Below are 26,009 nucleotides of genomic sequence, written 5' to 3'. Positions count from 1 at the left end.
TCCATGAGCAAAATGAATTGTCCAACCAAGAACCCCTTACAACGCGATGGCACCAGTCAATTCCAACGGATGTTGGAAGCGCTGGACCCGTCTTATGCACGGATCCATGATTTCAGCACGGCGGATTGGATGCACTTTGCCTGGTATTATGCCTACAAGGTAGCCTATTTTAATGTTGGGAATAACTTGAACGCGCAAGGTGACTGGCGGAGTTTTATGGTGGCTGAAGAAGAAATCAGTCATTTCCTTGCTTCCGTCAATCAAGAAGAAAACGGCGCCGCTGTTGAACCCCACCTCGCCCTGTTTCTGTCTTTCCTGTTGTTGATGAAGGAACCACAACAACAAATGAATAGTTTAACGAAACAGCACCTGGATTTCTATTACAAGAATATACTACAATTGCGAAAGCAAGCGCCCGCTATGGATCAAGTCCATATCGTATTCGAACTTGCCAAGCATGTTAAGGAACATAGGCTGGAAGATGATTGCTTGCTCGATGCCGGGAAGGACAGTAAAAGCATCCCGCGAAATTACATCATCAAGGATAACCCCGTAATATACCCGGCGAAAGTATCCGCTTTAAAATCTATTATTCATAAGGATAATCAATTTGTGAGATCCGCCGAGGTTGCTAATTCCCTGGATGGGAATGGCACCGCCTTACTTCCCGAAAACCCAACATGGTATCCTTTCGGCTTCGAGAATGTTCCATTGGAAAAAGATAGCGCCGCGATGATCAGCCTACCGGATGCTAAACTGGGATTCGCGATCGCATCCGGGGTGTTATTGATGAAAGAAGGGCAGCGAACAATCACCGTTAGTATAGATTTTAATTTTCCAAATTCCGGCGTTAATTATAGCAGGTTTAATTTCTTAGAAGATCAATTAAAAATATTTATCACGGGCGAAAAGGGTTGGATTACCCCTTCTACTTTAGATATCGTCCAATCACCAACTGCCGGGCAACAGAAGCTAATTTTCGAGCTGGTCATCGATAGCGCTGAAAAAGCCATTGTCTCTTATGATGCCGCGCTGCATAAAGAACGTTTCAACACCGATAGGCCGGTGCTACGGGTATTGCTAGAAACCGGCATTGGTGCCGGCTATAAAACATATAAGGAATTAAGCAAGGCAAGCATCAAGAAAATTAAAATCAATGTTGCCGTTAGCGGGATGAAGGAAATTACTATTGAAAATGACGGGGGAAAACTTGATCCGGCGAAAGCCTTCCTACCTTTTGGGCCGATGCCCAAGAAAGGTTCGAATTTTTATATCGGCAGCCCCGAAATATTCCAAAAAAAATGGGAAAAGCTCTCCTTAAACATCGATTGGAAAGATAAGCCGGGTAATCTTTCAGATCATTATACTGCTTATAGGGATCGATATATGGGTGAAAAATTCACCCGGAATAAATACGATCTCGTTGTCAACAGCAGCAATAACTTATCAACTGCCTCCGGGGCGCAAGAGATCGTTGTGAATGATAATTATTTTAAAGTGGACCTCGCATATATCAAGAACAACCGCTGGTCCACGGCCCAGGAAAGGAACCTATTCGCAACGGGAGCCATGGAAATTACGCCCGGCGGCGGGAATAGTATCCTGAACCTCAGTTATGGCTGGCTGCAATTATTCATTACCGGGTTCAATAGTAATAAATCCTATTTACAAAATTATATACAATCTTCCCCTGTAAATAACACTTTCAATTACCCTTTATTTAACCCCGGTTTCGTGATTACGGATTTCAATCAACAAGCCTTCGGGGCAAATACCAAGGATAATTTTTTGCGCTTACAGCTGCAACAGGATTTTTTTCACTCGGTATACCCGGTTTTATATTCTGCTGCCATGGGGATTCCAGGCGCTGTAATACCCAAGGAGCCTTATACGCCGACGATCGCTTCGATCACTTTAAATTATGAAGCGGGAGAAGAAAACGAGTTTAATATCGGCATACAATCTAATTCTTCTAAACTGGAAAATTATCAATCGAGAAATATTCAATATTTCCATGAAGCGCCATTCGGTCAAGCGGAACAACATGTATTTCTAAAAGAGCAAGCAAAATTTTTGCAAGACAAGCAAAATATCCCGGCAGTACCGGTATATTTATCGGAAGGAAACTTGTTTATAGGTATCAGCGGGGCTATCCCGCAAACATCTATCCGGCTACTCTGCCAAGTTGCCGAAGGGAGCGAAAACCCCGAAGCGCCGATGTTTGAAGAAAGCGCGCCACTTGAATGGTCCGTTCTCTGCAACAATGAATGGAAGCTCTTAAACAGGGATTTTATCATCGCGAACGATACCAATAACTTCCTCAAACCCGGAATCATCCAGCTACAGTTGCCTATTGAAACCACGACGAACAATACGCTCTTCCCGGGAAACCTTACCTGGTTACGGGCACAATTACCCCCGGGGATGCCCTACGATGCAGTGTGTAAATTCCTGGATATCATCGCCCAAACCGTTCAAGCGGGATTTATTAACCAGGGAAATGACTTAACGCATTTATCTACAGCCCTGCCTGCCGGCACCATTAGTAAATTAATCAACCGCGTGTCCGCAGTAAAAGAGCTAAAACAACCGTTTAATTCCTTTGGAGGAAGACCGGAAGAAAATGATACGCAATTTTATACCAGGGTCAGTGAAAGGTTAAGGCATAAAAACCGCGCTATCATGATTTGGGATTATGAAAGGTTGGTATTGCAAAATTTCCCGAATATTTACAAGGTAAAATGCCTGAACCACACGTCCAGTAATTTCGAACTGGCGCCGGGATTTGTAAGGGTTATACCCATCCCGGACACCAGGAATAAAAATATCTATAACATTTACGAACCACGGGTCAGCAAAAATATGCTTACGGAAATTGAAAATTTCCTACAGGGAAAAATCGGCTTCCATATCGACTGTAAAGCTGAAAACCCCCAATTTGAAAATATACAGTTCGACTTCAAAGTGAAGTTTTATCCCCAGTACGACCCGAATACTTATCTCAAGATTTTACAGGAAGCGTTAAAACATTATTTAGCCCCCTGGGCTTTCGGGGAGCACAATTCGATTCAATTCGGAGGAACATTATATAAAAGCAAGGTGATTGCATATATAGAAGATTTGAAATATGTTGACTTCATCACCGATTTCAAAATGTACAATATGAAAATAGGCTCGATAGACCAGGATATGATCATAGCTGAAAATTCAAGGGCCATATTGACAACTTATAAAACACACCAGGTAACGCCTATTCAACCCCCAGTTTGTCCATGAAAGAAACACTAACCATACCCAAAATAATTAGTCCCGACCTGGGAAAAGATTACGCGTGGCTGCGGGAGGCCGGGATGCAGCATATCGAGCAGCTGGCCAGTAAAATTTGGACTGATTATAATACGCATGACCCAGGGATCACCATCTTGGAATTGCTGTGCTGGGTAATCACCGATTTACAGTACCGCTGTAATATGCCCATGGAGGATATCCTAGCCAGCGAAAAAGACAATGTGCTGGAGATGCACCGCCAGTTTCTTTCAGCCTTGAATATCTTCCCGAATGCACCGGTGACGCCCAATGATTACCGTTCACTCTTTACCAGGGTAGAAGGCGTTAAAAATGCATGGTTGCAGAAATCCAAGCAAAGCATCATCGCTAACTACAATACGCAACCACCCAGCTTACGATACGCGGCTGCGTATGAATTGCCGATCGCAGGGAAAGAGCTTTCCTTCGAGCTGAATGGGCTTTACGATATACTGCTAGATATAGAACCGGAATATGCCGCCAACCTGGATGATATCAAATCTAAAGTGGTATCGATTTATCAGCATTTCCGGAATCTATGCGAGGACTTAGTAAACATCCGCGAAGTACCGACGCAGGAAATTGTCATATGCGGGGAAATTGAATTAGAACCCCAGGCAGATCCTGAAGATACCTGGGCGATGATTATTTATGCCATTGAAAATTACCTCTCGCCATCGATCCGGTTTTACACCTTGCAGGAGATGCAGGCTAAAGGCAAAACTTCGGATGAAATCTTCGAAGGCCCGCAATTCGATTTTTATGATATTCCGCTTACCGGGAACCCGATTCCCGATGAAGCACACTTTTACAAAAAAGGTTTCGTGGATATGGATGAAGTAGCAAGCGCAGCATTACGGGAACAGGTACGATTGTCGGACATTATTAAAATCATCATGAAAATCCCGGGGGTAAAGCTGGTAAAAAGCCTGCAATTTGGCTTTTGCGGATGCGATGAACTGGATCCGTTTAATATCAACCAAATACTGGGTAAAAATGAATGGTTGCTTTGTGTTAAACCGGGACATAAGCCGGTTCTCTGCATGACCAATTCCGTCATCAACTTTTACAAGGATGTTATCCCGGTAGAGCTTAAAAAACTGGAAGCACAAGTAAAGTTACAAGGCTTAAAAGATGCTTTTAAAGTAGATCAATCATTAAAAGAAATAGAAGATTTACCCATGCCGCAGGGAAAATATCGAAATATTTCGAATTACGGTACCATGCAGCATCACCTGCCGGAAACTTACGGCATCAGCCAAGCGGGCCTTCCGGAAACGGCATCCACGGAAAGAAAAGCATTGGCCAAACAACTGAAAGCATACCTACTGTTTTTCGATCAAATTTTAGCAAATTATTTCTCGCAATTAGCTAATGTAAAAGAATTATTGAGCGCGAATAGCGATATCAAGAGAAGTTATTTTAATAATGTTGTAAAAGGAATCAAGGGTATTGAAGATATTTATGAAGATGCCGGGGATTGGGAAAACAGCCTGGATTGGCTGATGCAACAAACCGGGTTAGATAATTATGTCGAAAGAAAGAATAAATTCCTGGATCATCTCCTGGCCAGATTTTCTGAAGCGTTTAACGAATACGTATTTTTATTACACCGGATATACGGGGAAGACTATGATCATGCCATCATCCAACACAAAAGAAATTTTTATAACGATTATAAAAACATGAGTACGTACAGGGGAGATGCGCTGGATTATTATAATAAGAAAACCCCGGCTCAACGACTCCTGAACGTGAGCGGTATGGAGAAAAGAATCTCCAGGTTGCTAGGCTTCAATCATTATAAAAGACAAGCACTATCTCAATTACATTACGATATTTTCAAAATAACACCGGCCGATCCATTGTCAAAATTCAACTGGATTATCGACCAGGCAGGAACCGGCATTTTCTCCGGAACAGGGATACATACCACGGAAATTGAAGCCTATGAAGAAATGGGTTTAGCTTCGATACTGGCTTGTAATAGGGACAATTACCGTGTATCACTTTCAGCAGATCAGTCCCTTGTTAGCATAGATTTAGTTGATAGCAATGACGCGGTAGTCGCTACGGCAAACAGTACATTCCCCGTTTTACCGGGAGAGATCGATAGCGGCGTCTTTAGCAATGCTGAAACAGCAATTGACGGGTATATTACCTACTTCACTGATGAATTTAGATTAGAAGGGATGTACGTGGTGGAGCATATTTTACTACGCCCTGATAATACGCCCCCCGGTGGCATGATACTAGATACATTTATGCCTTTATGCATAGATGTAAATGGGAATTATTGCCGCCCCCTGGATCCGTACTCTTACCGCATAGCGGTTATTTTACCAGGGTATAGCATGCGTTTGCGCAACAAGGATTTCCGGAAATATGCCGAAAGGATGATCCGCTTAGAAACACCGGCGCATATATTACCAAGAATATGTTTTATAGGCATCGACCAGATGAAGGAGTTCGAAGAGCAATACGAACTTTGGCTTACAACACGTATAGAGAGAGCCGAGCCTATGAAACAAGTGCCCGATGCACAGTTGAAAAAATTTATAGAACTCCTTGAAGATTTATACACCGTGTATGAAACAGGAACACTAGCTGATTGCGATGACGATACGGATAATAGAAACCCCGTGATTTTGGGTAGAACGAACTTAGGTTCTCTCGAAGTTGCCCCGGAAAATGAATAACAAGTTTTTTACGAGTAAAAATAATATTTACCATGGCTACCAATCAATTTTTGATGTTGGAAGAAATATCGATGGATTACCATGCTTTCCGCAAGGACCAGGTACTCACCGAGAAACAATTGAACGATATTATCCATTATTTTGAAGACCAAGACCGGATGTCACGTACCTACCTTGTAGGTGTAGGATTGGTCTGCGGCCTGGTATTGAGCTTTGAAAACAACCCGCGATCAATAAGTATCAGCAAAGGTTGCGGCGTAACCACGGACGGCGATTTGCTATGGATGGAGCCGACCACCTTCCATCATTTCAAAGCCTATTCTAACCGGAAAAAGGGCACGAATGATCCCATTTACGATCCATTTTGGCCCGGTGGCGCCCAAATACCGCTCTGGGAACTCGTTATCCCGGACGAGCATGGAGAACTACCTTTAGAATCTAAACCTTTAACTTCATTTACCGCTGGCACTCAACAGAACCTGGGTGATATGGTTGCGTTGTTATATTTAGAATATTATTTACAAGATCCTGATAAATGCAGCGCGATAGATTGCGATAACCAGGGGCCACATCAAATAGCCAATATCAAGGTATTACTCCTGGCAAAAGAAGATATGGAACAGGTAATCAACCGTGACCCGGCGGCTGAAGAAATCGCTGATTCCATCTATAAAAATTATCATCAGGGGCAGCAATCGCAAACCGATCTCCCCGTATTAAAAGCGAAGAGGATCATATTAAACAGTACTAACACAGCCAATCCCACGATGCTTGCGAAAGATTATCTCGGCGCGGCGAAACTGGGCGCTGCTAACTTGATTGCCGCGATTCAAAAATTGTACGGGTCCTACCAGTTCATTTTAGACGCCAACCAGCAGCAGAATATAGTTCTTTTGATAAACAAGTTGAGCCAAGCACTGGAAGCCCAGGTTCCTATTTACCTGGCGCAATATGTTTATGATTTTTATAAAGATATCATCGTTACTTATAATGAATTAAGAGCTGCACTGTCTGGCTGCTTACCTATTTGTTGCCCGGATAAATTTGCTTTCCCAAAGCATATTATGCTGGGCGAAGTCAATAAATCCGGCAGCATTCCGGCGCCTTACCGCCATGAATTTTATCCTTCCCCGGCAGTTACATCTTGCAGGGATGGAATAAAACGCAGTAAAAGCCTCTGGTTAAGGTTGATAGGTATGATTCAAAGATTCCAGGCTACTAACCAGCCCCGCGATATCCGTATTACACCGTCATTAGACTATAAACACCTGCTCGAACATCGCGCCATTCCTTATTATTTCAAGGAAGTAGCTGGAATGATTGATCATTGGAACTACCAGCTATCCCGGAAAGGCTTGCAAAAACATAACTTATCCTACCATGCTAACCAGTACGGGTTCGGAATTGACAGCACTTTGAACCCATTGGAATACGATATAGATAAAAATGATTTTTACAGGGTTGAAGGACACCTGGGACAACCCCTGGCTACTGCCTTTAGCAATATCATTAAATCGCGCGATGAACACAGCCTCGCCTTTGATATCATAGCATTGAGAATTAATAAATCCGGTAACATAAAAGATATAAACATCAATGATTTTGATTGCCAGTTTGAAGATCTACAGGCCATACTGAAAGCCTTCCTGGTAGAGCAAAATTGTTTATATGCAAGCGTGACTAAGTTTTTTAGCGGGTTCAATAGCAACCGCAATAAAGGTTTCCATTCGCAGTTGACATTATACACCGCCGTACCTTACCAGTACATGGCGGTGGCCGCTAATAACAGCAGCCTCGGGTTGATAAGCGAAGAACCGAACACGGGCGGAAACACGGCACACCTAAGAATCAATACCAATATCAACTCACTCGAAACAGGAACTGAAAAATCCCCCGGCGGCCTAAACATCAACACAAATATGGATGATACCAGTGTCAAATCACGTTTGAGTACAAATATTGATAAAGATCAACCATTCTGTAAAACAGTGTATGTTGTAGATAAAACCGTCAACGATAACCTGGTCGTGGAAAATGAAGCGATCGGAATTTATATGGCCGGAAATCCTTATGAATTGAAGTATTCTGCGGAGAACTACATCATGCAACTCAAGGAGGCCACCGCGGGTGATGAACGTCTTGCATTATTGAGCGATGATGAAAAATTGCTGGTTTATGAAGCGCCCATTTATGTAATAGCCAATATAGCGGAAGCTTCACAATTAAGACCTTTCGATATTATTGATATTAATGAAGATTTGCTCGGTAAGTATATCAATAGGATGAAGGTTTTATGCAAGTATGCCAAAACCTTAAGGGCCAGGTTAGACAATATCCTCAATAAAAGTACTTATACAAGGAACGGCTTTGAAAGTTATTACATCTTTATCCTACAACAGTTGATAGCCAATTGTTGCGCGGCGGAAAAACTTGAAAGTCTCTTGGAAGAAATTCAAAGACGTAAAAAGAAAATATTAGATAGTTTGTTATTTGCAAATTATGCCAAGGCGCATCCAGGCTTAGAGCATAAGGCCGGCGTACACCGCGGCGGAACATTCGTGCTTGTATATGCTAACGAATACCGTGACAAGGGGATCGATTTTACCAGGGCTACCAACTTTGCCGCCCGCGGCAACGAAGATACCCTTAATTTGCGCGCCCCCATCAGCGATATTGAAGAATTTGCCTATTACCTGGTCAGCAATCAAGGAAAAATAAACTTTGAAAAAGAAGTTGACAATTATAAAAAAGAACATAGGATAAAAACCGGAAGTTTAGAAGAACAACAATTTGATAAAACGCTTTTGCGGTATATCAAGGAAATTTGTGCCAGGTTAAATAGGGAAGAGGAAGCAGCTTTAGCCGATAACCTCGTGGTGGCAGATTTCACGTTACCATATTTATGTTGTAGCGATTGTCCTCCTATGACATTTATATTGCCCCGGGAAACATATAACCTTAGCTTACCAAAAGCCACGGCTTGTTCCGATGAAGAACCGCTGTTATTTCAAAGACAGCCGGCGACCGGCACTGTAAAAACTACCGATGCATTAAAAGATACCATAACTGTTGAAGGCAATAATGTATTCTTCAACCCTGCGAAAGTTCCCGCGTCAACATTAGGGCAACCTATCTCATTTACGATAGATGACCAAGTAACCAATTGTAAAATCACCGTATATAAGCACCCGCAAGCAGCCTTTACATATGAAATAATCGAGCTTAATGACAAAGAACTTAAAGTCGAATTTCATAATCAAAGTAACGAAGACTCCGGGGATGAATTTGTATACGATTGGGACTTTGGCGACGGCAGGGCGGTTGAACGCAAGACCAACCGCGAAGTAGTACCGGTAACTTATAACCGCGAAGTATTAAAAAGGTTAAAGATAGATGGCAACATTCCTATCAAGCTGAATGCCATCAATTCCGGTTGCAGTGATAGCGCCGAAGACAACGTGCAATACGAAGTTAGCGGCCCCGTGAGCCTCTCTTTGCCGGTAAACGTTATATGCCATGATAGCAACCCGGTAGCATTTACTGTAAGCCCAACAAACGGCGAAGTAAAAGCTACAACAGAAGAAAAATCTGTTGAGAAAATAGGGGATAACCAATACCAATTTAATCCGTCCCTGGTAGCGAATTACGGCACTGCCATTCATTTTACCGTGAACGGGGAAGCCACGGATTGCCAAGTGACGGTGTATAAACGCCTTACAGCTAATTTCAGCGTTACAAATATCAACCTGATACCCGGCTCACCATTCCTGGAAGCAACATTTAACAACCTGAGCAACCCTGGATTATTACCGGGATATACCTACCACTGGAAATTTGGCGATGGCCAGGCACATTCCAGCAATAACGAGCTGCCGTTTACAATGCGGTTTAATTACCAAAATTTGATAGCGCAAGGCTTGAAGAGCATACCGGTGACACTTGAAGTGGTAAACCCCTCATGCGGTAGTAGTAAACAAGGTACTGTACCACTACCAACAGGCGAACAGCCCAATACCTGCTCCCAGTTAGTCAAAGAGCAGGCAACTAAAGACCTGCAATATTTTAGTTCTGCCAGGGTATTGAAAGCGCTCAATAGCATCCAGGGAACAGCGGAGTACAAGTTACTCTTACCGGTCGTCACGGAAACTCAAAATATCCTTAACGCGGTTAATAGCAGCACATTCGATATCAATCTTCCAAGTAATCAAGTAAAGTTATACAGGAGAATCATAGCATTATTAAAAGAATGTTATGCAAGTAACTTCAGCGATGGTATCAATCAGATAATTGTTACTTATATCATCCGCTCGATGATCGAATTAAGTATTAACCTGGTTAAATGCACAGATAAGGTTGACAATAATAGTAAGGAGATGCTGATGGCAATACTGAAAACATTCCTGGGAGAGATACCGAAAAGCATTAAAGAAAAATTCGGTAGCATTAACGGCAAGAATGTCCTGGGTATTTTCATCGAAGAATATTTATCCAGCAAAGCTTGGTCAGATAACGAATTGGAAAAATTGATCAAGGAAATACTTGATAAATTAAAATCGCTTCCGGTATAAAAAACAACCGTAAATGGAGCCACAATTATCGCATATTATTCACGCGGTAAACGTACAAGTAAACGTTGCTGATCGCGGGCAAGCCAATCACTTTTACACGGAAGTTTCGGCCTACCTGCAAGATATATTATTGCCGCAAATGAAATGTTTATGTGATGAACAGGGAGCGGATTACCATCGACTGGAAAGGGTAGACGTAGTGCTCGACATCGATAAATTAGATGATTGGCAGGCAGTACTAACACGCTCCGTTATTACAGCCATGCTGGACGCAATAGCCCGGGATCCATCAGCGTATTCCCAGTTGGGGACGATCTTGGGAGCCCATGCAACGCCGGAATTAAAGGACAGCAATTGGGAAATATTCTGCCATTTCCTGGAAACCGGCTACCTGCCATGGTTTGCACATTCGGGGCAAGATTATTTTTCGGAAACATTTCTATTGGATCAATTAGCGAATGCCTCCCATTCTTGGAAAGCGATGACATGGGAAGCTTTACAATCGCATGCAGGAGCCGTAGAAAGGCTTTCCAAGCAATTTAGCTGGGAGTTCAATATCTCTTTATTAGAATGGTTGAGCGGCATGAACTTCCTTCCCAAAGTAAATCAATGGCTACTAGCGGTAGACAGGCCTGGATCAACAATTTCTAAGCGACAAATCCAACAGCAGTTTATAGAGATTTTTATACAAAAATATATACAAGTTTCGACAGAAATTATAGGTACCGCCAGCATACTTCATCATGCCATGATGAAAACCGAACAATCATTACAAGAAAACAGGGAGGCAAATGATAGGGTATTATCCAACGATGCAATACTCGAACAGTATGTTCATGACCCCGTTCAGGATAGCGGGCTTATTATCGGAAATGCTGGCCTAATACTATTGCAACCGTTTATCCAATATTATTTCAAAGAAACAGAACTATTGGAAGGGGAACAATTTACAAATGCAACATCCCAGGTATATGCCGTACATCTACTGCATTACCTGGCAACGGGGAACGAATATGCCCCCGAGCAGGAACTGCTTTTTGAAAAATACTTATGTGGCATGCATATTCGGCAACCTATAGAACGGTTCGTTAAGTTAAAGGAGCGGGATAAAGAAGAGGCTGTTACCTTGCTAAATGCCGCTATAGCGCATTGGGAAGTATTAAAAAATACTTCGGCTGAAGGGCTGCGGGAAACCTTCCTGCAAAGACCGGGGAAGCTGATCCTCCAAAATCATCACCAACTAATCGTGGAAGCTAATACTGTAGATATTTTGTTAGAACAAATACCTTGGTCCTATAGCCTGGTTAAATTCCCATGGACGGCACAGTTACTGTATGTAGATTGGTCTTCGGCTAACAGGTAGCTTTTATATTTCTTCAAACGGTTTTCATATATGAACAGCGCGAATATAGCAAGGGATTTTTTTGTAGGCGATGTAATTTGTCCCAACTGTAAAGTGCTGGTACAGGTTACTATACCGACCGGGATACGGATGCAAAGCAGCAATTTGGATTACCTCGAAGTTGGGGACTTTATTCATATCCCTTCGATGGATGAGATGGAAAGCGCCGGTTACAAAAAGTTAAGCCAGGGTGAAAAGCATGGTCTAAACCTGTTAGAAATATGGGATTGCGTTAGCTGCAACACTGTTTTCCATTGGGCTATTGTACGAATCATGAAAGGATACTTACGGTCAATAAAAGCCATCCAACTAGATCAGGATTATTTAGATGAATGTCATTTTATAAGTGAGCAAGCGATCATGGTAGCCATGTCAATTTGCGGTTTGCCATACCTTGATTTTATTGACAAAGACTGGATTACTATTATCAGGCAGCATTTATAAAGTATTAGAAATATGAGTAAAATAGAAATACTGCCGTCGCTCCACCGTGTAATAGATTGCTTACGATATGTAATCAAGCAGCGGATGGATCATTATTTGGGAAGGGAAACGGCGCCGAAAGCATCTCCTGAATTTATACTGCCACTACAGTCGCCCTTAGGTGAATTTATAGCCCGGCATCAACTCAACCAGCAGGAAATAACGGTCCTATTCCTAGCGCTCATCCCGCATATTTACCCATCCTTTTACGATGAAATTTTCGCTTCATATATTGATTCTCCTACCGATTTTCCGCAGTTAGGCGGAGTTCGTGCAAAATCAGGGCGCAACTTTTTACCTACCGGGCAAACCGCTTTATTTATACTTGCAGGGCAAGAACTCGATAAAAGAATCAAATTTCAGCATGTATTTAACCCGCAGCATTTATTTTCAAAGGAAAGGATACTTTGGTTAGAAGATGTAGCGGAAGGAGAACCCTTTTTAAATGGCAAAATGATTCTAGCCGCGGAGCTCAGCAGTTATTTTATCAATGGGAAACTTCCATTACCTAACTTAAGCATTAACTTTCCAGCCCAACATTTAGATACCCAGTTGGATTGGGATAGCCTCGTATTGCCGGAAGAAACCAAGTTGCAAATTGAAGAAATTATCCGCTGGGTAGACCATCACGATTATTTTCAATCGCAATGGGATGCAGAACAGCATTTTAAACCGGGCTACAGGTCGCTGTTCTACGGCCCGCCGGGAACAGGGAAGACATTTACAGCAACATTGCTCGGCAAAAAGACGAACAAACCGGTATTCAGGATAGACCTGAGTATGGTCATCTCTAAATATATCGGTGAAACGGAGAAAAACCTTTCTTCGCTATTTAACCAAGCAGAAAGAAAAGATTGGATATTATTCTTCGATGAAGGAGACGCGCTTTTTAGCAAAAGAACAAACGTTAGGGATGCGCATGATAAATATGCGAACCAGGAAGCAGCATATTTATTACAGCGGATAGAACAATTTAATGGGCTTGTAATATTAGCGACCAATTTCAAGAACAATATCGACGAGGCATTTACGAGACGCTTTCATTCGATCATACATTTCCCGGCGCCGGGAAACGCGGAAAGGATGCAAATTTGGGAAAAAGTGCTGCCCGGGAAAGCACCGAAATCCGGGGAAATTGATCTAACAAGCCTGGCCAAGAAGTACGAGCTCACCGGCTCCGGCATTATGAACGCCGTTCAGCACGCCTGCTTTCTTGCACTGGCAACAAATAGCAGGGCCATCACGCAAGAAATGTTATTGGCCGGGATTAAAAGGGAATACGGGAAGGAGGGGAAGATTTGGTGATTTTTGCCCGATCAAATTTTTCTATGGTATGATCAATTAAATGCGCTATACTGGAAAAATTATTCGCAAGTTTTACTATTAGCTTTTCAAGATTTTCATGTTCTAACTGTTCCCAACCTTCCATTAATGTTAATGGTCCAAACTTCACGCTCACATTTTCCCAATCCTGTTTAAATTTCATAAAATCCTCCCTAAAGCTGTTCGCAAAGTCCCGGCTGGTAATTGAATATCCTTTCAATTCCCGGAGTTTTAATGCGTGAATATTGTAAAATACCTTGTTCCGTTTTATGGTTTCATCATTTACCCAAATAGCAAAAAAAATTCTTGTCTTTGCATTTATCGGGTCAATTTTGTCATTGGTCCATTCTTTTTTATACAACTTCAAAACGACCGAGTTTAAAGTAACGCCAACATAGATATCAAGATGCTTTTCCTTTAGCATTTCCTTGTTTAGTTGATCAGCCGATTTTCTAAATTTTTCTAAATAATATTCATAGTCCATGATTCCAGCTATTTTATTTATTAAGGATGAAGGGAACAATGAAAAATTGGTAAGAATTGAAAATGACCATATAAATATATAAAAAAACATTATTGTCCGACTAAATTTTAACCGGGGAACAATTTGATCCCTCAAAAGTTCGATTCAATGTTCATTTGTTCGTTTCTTGTACTTTTTTGCTTGCCCAAAAAAGGCACCAAAAAAGGGCACAAATTGGCCATTACGGCCGCCAATTTGATCGCTCGATCCGGCCTTTCTACTACTGTATGGCCAAACTACTCTTCGCTATCAACGGTGCGAAGTTCCACGGTTCTCTTGGCGGGGGGTGAATGTTTCATCCTTCGCTTATATCCTTGAACAGGTAAGGAATTCAAGTACCTTTAAAGCATTTTTCGTCAGACAACAATGATAAAAAATAACAGTTTAATTTACCTTCCCTGCATCCAATCTTCCATTTTTAACTTGCTCAAATAAAAGGGGAATTGATTATAACCTTGTATTTATACTTAATAAATTGATTATTGAAAACCCGCTGAAAAACTTTTCTGCAAGTACTATTTCCGGGATAATAATTCAGTATTGAGTAGCTTATGGTTCAAATTCAGGCAACAAACAGGTGGGTCATTACTCAAGAAATGTTGCTAACAGGGTTTAAAAGACACTATGCTGAGGAGAGAAATCATGTAGTCTAAACAAACAATAAATGTTAAATTTAGCTGTGAAAACGTATACTACGAGATGTTAAATTCAATCCAATTTGAACCAATAGATATCTATCAAGCTAGAAGTTTAGTAAAACAGTTACTTCCAGGGCTATCTGATCAGCAAATTGAAGAGCGGGTTAAGATGGTAGATGAAGCACAGATGATGAAGATCTCTGGAGGCAAGAGGGCATGGGGGTATTTTGTGGACAACATGATATACTTACAATCTGCCCCGGATGGAACCTCGCGTACACAGGTAGTTAAACATGAAGTAGCACACTATATATTTAACCGTTACCTCAGCGATAATGAAAGGGAAAGGTTCATCAAGGAGTTGCAGAAAGAGAACCCCAAGATGTACTATATGACACATGATGAGAAATTGGAATTTGTAGATGAATATATAGCTGATAAATATCAAACTATTGAAAAAGATAAGTCAATAGGTTCATTTATCAGGTCTATACTTCGGAAGATAGCACGCTTCCTTGGTTTCTCTACCCCGTTCATAAGGAATATAAACCAGTTCCTAGAAGCTATCGATGAAGGTGCTTTCACTAGGGTCAGCTCCGACGAACTCAATGTTTCCCGACCTCTCCTCTCCGTTAAAAACCATTTCAACGGTAACACGAAGCTATATATAAATGCCAAGGATATCTTTGCTGATTTTGTTAACCAATACATGAATCCCGGGGAAAATATACAACTTGAAGATGGAAGTATCGATTTTGACAACATCCCATCATCGAGGGAAGAAGCTGTAACACGAACACTATGGAATTTCCAAGATGAACTAGAAACTCTTGAAAAGAAAAACCAGGTTACCGAACTATCAGCAGAGGAACAATATGATTACGAGATGTACAAATGCGTCTTGTATAGGGATAAGAGGGGACATTACCCTGTGTTCGAGGAGCTAACAAAAGACTTCTATCCCAATATGAGGTTCATCAAGAGGGGAGAGTATTACCATGCTACGGAGGGCAACAAGGAATACGATTTTACATACGATTCATACGAAGACTACCATGAAAACTTACAAGATGACCAGGTAACAGCAGATACCTACGATGATACAGTTCCTGGAAATGAAGGATGGTTAGATAACCAGGACACCATCAACCCGCTAAAGAAGGCATCACAGTCTGTAAAGGAATTCATGTCCACGGTAACGGTAAAGGTACACGACCATTATGAGCTTGTAAACCCTAGCTATGTTTTCCTCAAGTTATTAGAAAATTTAAATAATATAAGATTAAACGATGCCTCCCTAGTAAACGAAGTAGGGGAGGAGATGGATCAGATAAGAAGAAACTTCATATCTAACGGTATGGGAGAGGTAGCTGATGAGTCCAGTGTAGACTATAATATATATAAATCCCTTACCGATCTTTTAAATAAAACAGAAGTATATTCCGATCATAAGGGTAGGAGATTACCTGAAGGTATATCTTTCAGATGGGAAGGTGATAACCAGAGGGGGCACTATGTTTTCGTCAGGGGTACCGACGTTATAAGTCCTATACTATCTTCAGGTAAGAAGATGACGACGGAGAACTTCTTCGAGAAGATACACTTAGAAACAAAATTAGCTTACGATCTTATAAAACTATTATATACCAAGGAAGAAGCCACGAATACTATCAACTCCCTTTACATGGTTGCTAACTCTATGAGGAAAAAAGCTCCCATGTTCGGTTCATATACATTAGAGTGGAAAGAGGGTAAACAGGTAATCACCAGGAAGTACGGGGAATTTGAAGATGAGACGGCGATCGCCCCCGTTAGGAATGCTGTTTCAAATATCCTTGCAGGAAAATATTCTATCCTCGATAATGAATACAGCCACGAGATAGCATCCAGGAACAATAAGGATGTAAACAAGATCAAGCTTGCCAAGGATATCATGCAGGACCTGGGGATGATCACTGCCCAATCTTCCGTATTCATGATAGGGAATACGGCTGCACACGTATTAGATATCTTCGATGCCATCATCAAGATGTCCAAGAAGATAGGTACGGTAAAGGGGAAGGAAGAAGATACGGAAGCCCCCGTTATTTATACCCCGCAAGACATGCTATCCGACTCGAAAGGTTACATCAAGACCTTAGCCAATACGATAGCCCAGGGTAATAAGCAGATGGGTAGATCCACGTCATACCTAGGTGGTGATAGGAAGCCCCGGTGGTTCTATATGAATTCTACACAGGGGTATGATACCCTTTACACCATGGTAAACGGGGGGATACCTAGGGGTTTCCTATCTAACAGGGGAACCATCTTTAATTATAATATCTTCAATTCCGGGGGAGACAACAAGATCTCTACTATTCACTCTATCAGGGATCACGACAGCATAGGGGAGAAAGACTCTACAAGGAATCCTATATTATATTCACAGGAGCTTTCAAGGGACTTCTTCGACAGGAACTTCCAGTATTCTTTCGTGGACTTCATGGCTACGAATACAAGGAGGGGATTTACTTACCTGCAACAGTTCTATACTATTTCTAATAAGCCGAATATGCTAGCCGCCCAGGTGGATGTACTAACCCCTGAAAAGGTGAGGGAAGCCATAGGGCTAGTAATACGTCAAGAGATGTCCCGCACGGCTAAAGGTATAGCTAATTACGATAAGAACGTGAAAAATAGGGTTACCTATCTTGTAGGTCTTGACAAGGCATTGGAACCTACCGCTACAGATAAAGAAGTTGAAGAGGCAATAGGTAAAGTATATGATGCTTTAAGACTTAGGGCACTTGATGCTTTCGAGGGATACATGGATTTAAACCCCGTACTAGATGATAGCTTCGGGAAAGTAAAAAGATCATTAGAAGAATATAATAGGTTAGATGAAAATGTACTTAAGATCTATGATAGCAAGGGTATAAAGATAAAAGATATAGTAGGGGCTCACAACTATGATAAGTTGACACAACAGGGGGACAGGGATATCTTCAAAAAAGTAGTTTTCCCCACTTTCCACCTCTTCTATATCAACTACTTCATCAATTCTATCTTCCTGAATCAGCTTGTAGCAGGTGATGAAGCCCAATATAAAGATCAATACGATGAGATCAAGCGTATGTCGATGGCCTTCGCTATAGGTTACGGGGGTAGGGTAAACTCCATGTCAGGGATGAGGAGGACATTCAAGGTAGCGGTGATGAAGGATTTGACAGACTTTATAGATAATTCTACAATAATAGGTAGACGCTTCAAAAGGTTGTTCGGTTCTAAGTATGATCTTACAGATGCGCAAGGTTTCGCAACACCTGAACGTGTAGATAATATTAGGAAAGGGTTCTCAAGGGAAGCAAATATAGGTTCAACGCTGAAACCTGTATATTTTGGCATCGACCCTGAAGGTATTGCGCGCGGTATAAAATATTCTACCGTCGAGATCACCAATGAGCTTGCGGTGGCATTTCCAGAATTGGCCAAGTTAAGGTTCCAGATGACATTTGGAAACACGGAATATGCAACCGATCCAGAGATACAGGATTTATATGATAATTATATCAATAACAGGCTCGATACCAAGGAGTCTGAAAGGTACAAGAAGTTAGTCAACGGGATAATAGATGCGGGTAACCATGTCGACGAGGTGGTATTCGATTCTGCTTTTAAAGTGGGTAGGCCAGCAAAATCTACAGACTGGAAAGCCGATGGTAAAATCTACGGTGACTCTATCGTTACTTTATCCAGTGATAATTATAGGCACCAATTGAATCCTAGGCACGATGCGGATGCTAAGACACGTAACCCATCGCAGTTAACATACCAAGTTAATACTAACGGCAAGAACTTCGCAAGACAATCCAAGATGTTGAATCTCAATGCCTTGGCACATAAACATGGTCTTACCTCGGTGATGAGGAAGGTATACCCCGATGGCCAGATAAATAGTGCTGCCCGTCACCAGGTTAGGAAGATGGTATCTGAACCTTTATCCAAGGTTCCGGGCAACGAGCGCTATGCAGAGTTCATGAATGATCTCGACATCTCTCTTAACCTCCCTAACATCACTAATAAACTACAACAGTCATTCCTAGCGAGCGTGTCGAAGAGGACAGTAGAGATTAGACATAAGGGTTCCAAGCTTGTATTACAGTCATCATTTGGCACGACAGGTTCTACTGTAATTAGGGACATGCAATACCATGAACCGAGGTTAGTATTTATAGATGAAAATGGTAAGTCTTCGACAGAGGAGGGATTCGATGAGGATAAGATCCATACCTATTATATGGAGGTATATCTCCCGGATATATATAAGTCATCGGATCTTAATATCGAGGATATAGCATGGATAAATGACCCGGTATATTCTTCAATCTTAGGCTACCGTATACCGTCTACAGAGTTACACTCTGCTGTACCTTTAAAGGTAGTAGGATTTTATCCGAATAAGTATGGAGATAATATAGTGATAGCACCGAAAGAATTGGTATTACTTCACGGGTCAGACTTCGATATTGACTCTTTATATACGGTGAATAAATTTGTAGCGAAGGATGATATTGTCTACAAGGGGGAGAAGCTAGCATATAAAGGGGTAGCGGTAAACTATAAGTTCAATGGTAGGGCTACTGTAAAGATAAGGGAAGGGCAACCGGAGTATATAGCGTCCAGGTTAGAAGAGATTGCAGATGAGATAGAGAAGCTGAAGGAGAACAAAGTTGATGATGATAATTTATCCAAATTAAAAGATCTATATCCGAAGGTAGAGAACTTATTATCAGAATCTATATCTAACGAGATATTAGATACTTTCCTAGATACGATCACTGCACCCGAGAATATAGATGACATGATGACACCGATCAGCATGGCAATGTTCAATGATATAAATGATGAAAGCTCGGTATTCTCCTTATTCGCAGATCTCAATGCCCGTAAACAAACAGGTAAGCCTTTACCTGCTAGGCCACAAAGGCATATGTACCCATCAGATGAAGCATTCCAGGATGCCGTATCACAATGGAACGACGACGCCTTGTCGTATATAAGGACAAAGCGTAACTTGAACACCTTGGAAGATGAGCTAGAGATGCACCAGGATAACTTCCGTGCAGCCATAGCTACAGGTATATCTGCTAATGCGTTCAAGATAGTTTCTTATCTTTACATGGGTGCTAACAGGATGGATATCAATACCGATCTTAAAGAGGAAGAGCAAAAATCCCCGGAGCTAAAAGAGAATTTTCACATAGAGTTAGATGGCAAGACCTATACTGGCTTCTCACGGTATATCTATAGGAACGGTGAGTTACAAGATGGGAAAGAGGGTAGGAAAAGGATAACATCTTTCCAGGTGTTAGACTCTATTATCAATGCCGCTATCGACCACGTTAAGGAACAGATACTTAACGTTATAAATGTATCTTCAGCTACTATCAATTCCTTTCTTACCATGATTGCTATGGGGGTAGATCCTAATATAGCATCACTGTTCATGACGCAACCTTCACTAAGGGAGTTATCCAATAGGCCAAGGTCATCGCTGAACTTAAATAATATAATGTCAGAGATAAAGGTAGCTGCCATGAAAAACTTTGGAGGTCAATCATACAAGGTAAAGTATAACCAAATAGTAAATAATGATGAGTTGAAGCCAGGGGTTAAGCGTACACAAATAAACTCGCTTGCATCGAAGTACTTCAACGAATCTGTAAGTAGTGATTCTTATCAAGATCTCGAACTGACAAAAGAAACGTTATCCACCAACTTCATTGTAGATTACGATCCTGATAAGATGGATGAAAACCAGTTACTATTCCAATTGAAGGTTCTCTCGGAATATAAGAAGTTAGACTTTATTGCTGGCTACTTATCTAAAGGATCTAGGGCTCTCAAATCTCTCCAGCAAATACCTTCTAATTTCGCCGACATACAGAATATATTATTACTATATGATAAGTTCTTCGATATAGACACTGCTATAAGAGCTGTAAATGGATCAGGTGAAGTAGTGAAAGTAGCTGGAAAGATACCATTCGAAAATGTTAACTTGTTCAATGTACCTAATATAAGATCTTCTATAGAGGTACTTGCATCTGTGGGTAATTGCCTAGGTAAATTCTTCCTTAGGGAAGGGAATAAAATGGTGAAATTCTCGGATGATGTTAATACGTCTATGCTTTCGGCAGGTATTGATAACACCCAGTTTGCAGACGACCATGAAAATGAGGATTATATCAAGGAGTTTGACAAAGGGTTCTTGGATTGGAATGCTGCTAGATCGTTACTGAAGATAAGGGAGAACTTTATAGAATACCTGATGACAGGCATCGCTTTCACCCTCCCCGGTGGAAGAAGGTTAAACATATCCACGTTGAATGAACCTATATTAGATTATACATATTCAATAAAAGAATATGATGTAGATGCAAAATCTTATACCCAGGTGACAAGGACAGCTACCGTGACAGGTACCGCTGCTTGGACACGTAGGTTCTTGTTTGAAGGGTTTGAAACGGAGAAGGATGGTAAGAAAGTTAAACTTAAACCTTTGAGTAAACTTATCTCGCAGTACGGGTATAGGAGTTTGGATTCTAATAAGTTTATATCTAACCTACAGATAAAATACAAATACGAAGGTAATGTCCCGTACATATCATTCGGAATAGGGCCGGCACTAGATGTTGTAGAAAAGGTTGAGTTTGAGAATGCCTTCTATAAAATTAAAAACTTGTGCATATATGAAGATGGGAACGGTAATGACATAGATCCGGAACCGTTAGGAGTAAACGAGTTCAACGAGTTACAATATAACCTTCTAAAATATGACATCTTAAATAACGGTTTAGGATTCGGTACTTATTCATATTCACAAGTTGTAGCAATACCTATATATAGGGAAGTATCAAAGCAATTAGATAAGATGATGTTTGAACTATTAGATGAAAAGAAAGCTAAATACGATTTGAATAATTTGAAAGAGCATTTCATGTTACAGCTTGCCCTGATGAATATAGACAAGGTTAAATCATTAAATAAGTATATTAATACAAATTCACCAATCGCTGGATATGATAAAAATTTTAATACATATTATGACTTAATAATTGAGAACTATAGCGATAAGGAATTATCATATAGTAGTCTCCCATTTTTCGGTAGGTGGGGGAAAATATTATACGTAAAAGTCATTGATGAAATTAACGATGCTTCACCACATCTATATTACCAAAAGATAGGAACTTTCAACTATTCAAGTGTTTATACTTTTTCAGCTAGCTTGTTAGAGCAGCCTTATAAGATATCCGAGCATTTTAGGCCCTCTACACTTTCATTGTCCGTCTTAGACCTAGAAAAATTGAAAAATGGAGACTTTGCAGCATATGTAAACCTTGAGCTTGAAAAGAAAGCTACACTTATAAAAATTGGAAATGAAATTTTTATAAACACGATATCCGATTATTCAAGACTATTTGCTAAAAGATTTACTGTCCTAAGCATAACCAAAACAAAATCTAACCACAATGAAATCTATATTTTGATACTGAAGGAAAGCTAAAAAATTATAATATAAAGGTAACTAAATCACAAGTATTTTTCTATTTAACATAATGTAAATTATAATACACTTAAAAATAAAGATGTTTACTAGGATCGTTTTTCCGCGTATAATTCTATTTATCGGAACCCTGCGATTATAAGACATCCATATATTGATTTTAAGCCAGTTTTAATTTTGCCCGGACTGCATCCATAACCAATATCAACGCCAAATTTGGTTTCCCGGTTACATAATTACCGAGTAGAAATCTTGTTTGATCGTTCCGTTCGTGGAAAGTCCATTGTAAATCTTATCAAGAGAGCTTATATTGTACCGTTATACAATTTGCTAAACCCGCACAATTAAATATGCATATTAAAAAACAATTGCTCGCAGGCCTCTGTGTATTAGCTTTTAATGCGCCGGCTGCTTGGGCACAATCTCAGCCAACAGGAAGCGAATCGATCTTCGATCAACACAAAGCTTTCTCCCCGTTATTTTATACCCAAAATGGTAATGAATTCCGGAGCGCCAGCGGTATTCCCGGGCCAAAATACTGGCAGAACAGCGCAGATTATAATATCAGCGCCAAACTGGATACCGTGGAACACGCGGTTTCCGGCAGTACCACGATCTCTTATACCAATAACAGCGGTGATGCCCTGGAATTCTTGTGGCTCCAAATGGATCAGAATATTTACAAGGAAGCATCTAGATCTGAATTAACGAGCCCCGTTGCAGGCGGTAGGTTTTCAAACAAAACATTTACAGACGGATACCAATTAAAATCTGTCAAAATCACGCAAAATGGTAGTACGCAACAAGCGGATTACCTGGTAGATGATACCCGTATGCAGATCAGGCTGAAAAACGCGCTGAAAGCTAACGGCGGCAAGATACAAATCAGCTTGGAATATTCTTTCAAAATCCCGGAATACGGAACCGATCGTATGGGCCGCCTAAATACTAAGAATGGTTGGGTGTACGAAGTAGCACAATGGTTCCCGCGGATGGCGGTTTATGATGATGTACTGGGCTGGAATACTTTACCATACCTCGGCGCCGGTGAATTTTACTGCGAATACGGCAATATCAGCTACAGCATTACCGCCCCGGCTAATTTGGTTGTTGTAGGTAGCGGTGAGTTAACCAATGCTTCCCAAGCTTTAACGCCAACGCAATTGAGCAGGTTCAACAAAGCTAAGAACAGCGATAAAACCGTGATGATCATCGACAGTACCGAGATCAATACCAGCAACCGTAAAGGTAATATCACCTGGAAATTTAACTGTGTGAATACCCGCGATGTAGCTTGGGCTGCTTCCAAGGCTTTTATTTGGGATGCTGCCAGGATCAATTTACCAAGCGGTAAAAAATCCATCGCCCAATCTGTTTACCCGATCGAAAGCGCCGGGCAAACTGCATGGTCAAGATCCACTGAATATGTTAAAGGTTGTATCGAATTATATTCTCAAAAATGGTATGAATATACTTACCCTTCTGCTGTGAACGTGGCAGGGATCGTTGGCGGTATGGAGTATCCCGGGATTGTATTCTGTTCCTGGAGAAGCCGTGGTGCCGGACTATGGGGCGTTACCAACCACGAGTTTGGTCACAACTGGTTCCCGATGATCGTTGGCTCTAACGAGAGAAAATTTGCTTGGATGGATGAAGGTTTCAATACTTTCATCAACGGCATTTCAACTGAAGCTTTTAACAATGGTGAATATAAACGTGAATCCGTAAATCGCAATGCAGCCCCGATGATATTCAATCCGAAGTCTGAACCGATCATGCATAAACCGGATGTATTACAAAGCGGCTTCCTCGGTATCGGCGCATACTATAAACCAGCCATGGGCTTGAATTTGTTGCGCAACCAAATACTCGGTAAAGATCGTTTCGATTACGCGTTTAAATCATACATCGATCACTGGGCTTTCAAACACCCTACCCCTTGGGACTTTTTCCGTAGTATAGAAAACGCTGCCGGAGAAGACTTGAGTTGGTTCTGGAGAGGATGGTTCATAGAGAACTGGAAACTGGATCAAGCTGTTTCCGATGTAAAATATGTTAAAAATGAAGCTGCTAACGGTTCATTAATCACCATCGAAAATTTACTGGAAATGCCAATGCCGGTTGTAATAAAAGTAACCGAGACTAATGGTAAAAGCGGTATCGTTAAATTGCCGGTTGAAATTTGGCAAAGAGGTTCCAAATGGACATTCCAATATAATTCAACTTCGACATTGAAAAGAGTTGAAATAGATCCTGAAAAGGATTTTCCCGATGTGAATCCTAGGAACAATATTTGGTATGGCGAACAACAATAATCTATAATCTATTACTTCCAACCAAATTTTGATTTGATATAATATTTTAGAATCCACGGGGGTTCGAGCATCAAAGCTCGAACCCCCGCCCGGTTTAAGGGTATTCTAAGAAACCATATTGAACATAAATTATTAAGGGGATCGCAATCAAGCGATCCCCTCTTGTATTTATTCAATTAAGAATGGTGATACTAGGTTTAAACTTATCTTAACGGTACTGCCTATTTGAATAAATTCAAGGTTAAGCCTAACTCGAACATACCGTCCGTATAATTTTTCAAGCCGCTCGTTTGCGATGTGTACATCGCATGCACTCCCAAGGTATTTTTATACGACAAGCCCGCACCCAGAGTATAATTCTTACTCGTATGATACATCCCGAACACGTTAAATAAATTATTAAAAAACGTAGCATTGGCCCCGAAATCAAACAAGTTATCATAACCCCGAACACCCCGGAAACAAGCTTTCGGTTCAATCATGACTTCTTCTGAAACCGGCAATTTATATGACAATGCCGCGTAAAATATTGCGCCGTCAATTGTCCGGTTCTCTTCCTTTCTGAATGTATTCATGATATTTGGTACAGAAGCTTGCAATGTAAACTTCTCCGAGGTATATGCCACTCCGAAATCCCCTTCGAAAAATGCTTCTCTCCTGTTATATAAACCAATCGAAGGGTCATCTTCGTTTCCTACTATGGCTGACCTATCAAGTCTTTCATTATTAAATCCTGCCGATATACCAAAATTTAAGCGATCTCCCCTATCGTTTACCGGTAAATGATAGGCATATGTCAATGCAACCCGTGTACGATTGATCAACCCCGCTTCATCGTTAAAAATATTGATGCCCGCCCCTACTCTATTACCTACATAATAATCTGCCGCGGCCGATTTCGTTACAGGTGAACCGGGGCTTTCATTAAACTGCGCCCGGTATGCCGTGGAAATATGTAAACCCGTATCAAGTCCTGCCATGGCTGGATTGGCAAGGTATTGATTGGTAAAATATTGCATCCCCAGGGGCTGTAAAGAGCCTGCCGTTTTTGAAAAGTTCTGTGCCAGCCCGGTAACCGGCAATAAAAACAAAACGGTTAATACGGAGAGGAAAGCTACCACCCCGCTAAAGGATGGCTTTACATTCCGGGGATGAATATCTCCCCGGAATGATGAACAAAATTTATTGCACATAATCTTA

Annotated in this window: 10 protein-coding genes; 8 read left to right on the top strand and 2 right to left on the bottom strand. The window is 41.1% G+C overall.

Translation table 11 applies throughout. The features are described from left to right. The first annotated feature begins 3 nt into the window (after positions 1 to 3). From COR50_RS15055 to COR50_RS15030, 6 genes are read left to right on the top strand one after another with little or no spacing between them, the layout of a single operon-like run. Entirely contained in the window at positions 4 to 3,276 is a 3,273-nt protein-coding gene (locus COR50_RS15055; protein ID WP_098194747.1) for a baseplate J/gp47 family protein, read from the top strand. After that, positions 3,273 to 6,005 carry a hypothetical protein gene (locus COR50_RS15050; protein WP_098194746.1) on the top strand — a complete coding sequence of 911 codons (2,733 nt, stop codon included), beginning with the start codon at positions 3,273 to 3,275 and terminating at the stop codon, positions 6,003 to 6,005. Before COR50_RS15055 ends, COR50_RS15050 begins: the two co-directional genes overlap by 4 nt. Before the next feature lie 32 nt (positions 6,006 to 6,037). Further along, complete coding sequence (locus COR50_RS15045; protein ID WP_098194745.1) at positions 6,038 to 10,573, top strand: PKD domain-containing protein; 4,536 nt, start codon at positions 6,038 to 6,040, stop codon at positions 10,571 to 10,573. Between the two features lie 13 nt (positions 10,574 to 10,586). After that, complete coding sequence (locus COR50_RS15040; RefSeq protein ID WP_098194744.1) at positions 10,587 to 11,936, top strand: contractile injection system tape measure protein; 1,350 nt, start codon at positions 10,587 to 10,589, stop codon at positions 11,934 to 11,936. 30 nt (positions 11,937 to 11,966) lie between these two features. Further along, positions 11,967 to 12,419, top strand: coding sequence for a hypothetical protein (locus tag COR50_RS15035; RefSeq protein WP_098194743.1), 453 nt, complete (start codon positions 11,967 to 11,969; stop codon positions 12,417 to 12,419). Between the two features lie 12 nt (positions 12,420 to 12,431). Next, a complete protein-coding gene (locus COR50_RS15030; RefSeq protein ID WP_098194742.1) occupies positions 12,432 to 13,763 on the top strand; it encodes an ATP-binding protein in 1,332 nt (443 codons plus the stop codon). Here the strand turns inward: COR50_RS15030 and COR50_RS15025 are convergent. Continuing rightward, positions 13,726 to 14,265: a hypothetical protein gene (locus COR50_RS15025; RefSeq protein ID WP_098194741.1), complete on the bottom strand. Its 540-nt coding sequence runs from the start codon at positions 14,263 to 14,265 to the stop codon at positions 13,726 to 13,728. The two genes, COR50_RS15030 and COR50_RS15025, sit on opposite strands and share 38 nt — an antisense overlap. Before the next feature lie 738 nt (positions 14,266 to 15,003). Between COR50_RS15025 and COR50_RS15020 the strand changes: the two genes are divergently transcribed. Beyond that, the gene (locus COR50_RS15020; protein ID WP_098194740.1) at positions 15,004 to 22,494 is read left to right on the top strand and encodes a hypothetical protein; all 7,491 of its coding nucleotides are present in this window, start codon (positions 15,004 to 15,006) and stop codon (positions 22,492 to 22,494) included. 350 nt (positions 22,495 to 22,844) lie between these two features. Then, positions 22,845 to 24,809: a M1 family metallopeptidase gene (locus COR50_RS15015; RefSeq protein ID WP_198405664.1), complete on the top strand. Its 1,965-nt coding sequence runs from the start codon at positions 22,845 to 22,847 to the stop codon at positions 24,807 to 24,809. Positions 24,810 to 25,030: 221 nt separating this feature from the next. Here the strand turns inward: COR50_RS15015 and COR50_RS15010 are convergent, their stop codons facing one another. Continuing rightward, positions 25,031 to 26,002 (bottom strand): PorP/SprF family type IX secretion system membrane protein, encoded by a 972-nt coding sequence (locus COR50_RS15010; RefSeq protein WP_098194739.1) that lies wholly within the window; start codon positions 26,000 to 26,002, stop codon positions 25,031 to 25,033. Positions 26,003 to 26,009: the final 7 nt, after the last annotated feature.

This window comes from Chitinophaga caeni, assembly GCF_002557795.1.
Lineage (GTDB): Bacteria > Bacteroidota > Bacteroidia > Chitinophagales > Chitinophagaceae > Chitinophaga > Chitinophaga caeni.
This window is presented reverse-complemented; position numbering and strand designations above follow the sequence as displayed.

What these genes read in the sequence shown, in the direction of transcription:
- COR50_RS15020 (WP_098194740.1), top strand. Translation starts at nt 15,004, where the DNA reads ATGTTAAATTCAATCCAATTTGAACCAATAGATATCTATCAAGCTAGA.
- COR50_RS15050 (WP_098194746.1), top strand. Translation starts at nt 3,273, where the DNA reads ATGAAAGAAACACTAACCATACCCAAAATAATTAGTCCCGACCTGGGA.
- COR50_RS15010 (WP_098194739.1), bottom strand. Translation starts at nt 26,002, where the DNA reads ATGTGCAATAAATTTTGTTCATCATTCCGGGGAGATATTCATCCCCGG.
- COR50_RS15015 (WP_198405664.1), top strand. Translation starts at nt 22,845, where the DNA reads ATGCATATTAAAAAACAATTGCTCGCAGGCCTCTGTGTATTAGCTTTT.
- COR50_RS15030 (WP_098194742.1), top strand. Translation starts at nt 12,432, where the DNA reads ATGAGTAAAATAGAAATACTGCCGTCGCTCCACCGTGTAATAGATTGC.
- COR50_RS15025 (WP_098194741.1), bottom strand. Translation starts at nt 14,265, where the DNA reads ATGGACTATGAATATTATTTAGAAAAATTTAGAAAATCGGCTGATCAA.
- COR50_RS15055 (WP_098194747.1), top strand. Translation starts at nt 4, where the DNA reads ATGAGCAAAATGAATTGTCCAACCAAGAACCCCTTACAACGCGATGGC.
- COR50_RS15045 (WP_098194745.1), top strand. Translation starts at nt 6,038, where the DNA reads ATGGCTACCAATCAATTTTTGATGTTGGAAGAAATATCGATGGATTAC.
- COR50_RS15040 (WP_098194744.1), top strand. Translation starts at nt 10,587, where the DNA reads ATGGAGCCACAATTATCGCATATTATTCACGCGGTAAACGTACAAGTA.
- COR50_RS15035 (WP_098194743.1), top strand. Translation starts at nt 11,967, where the DNA reads ATGAACAGCGCGAATATAGCAAGGGATTTTTTTGTAGGCGATGTAATT.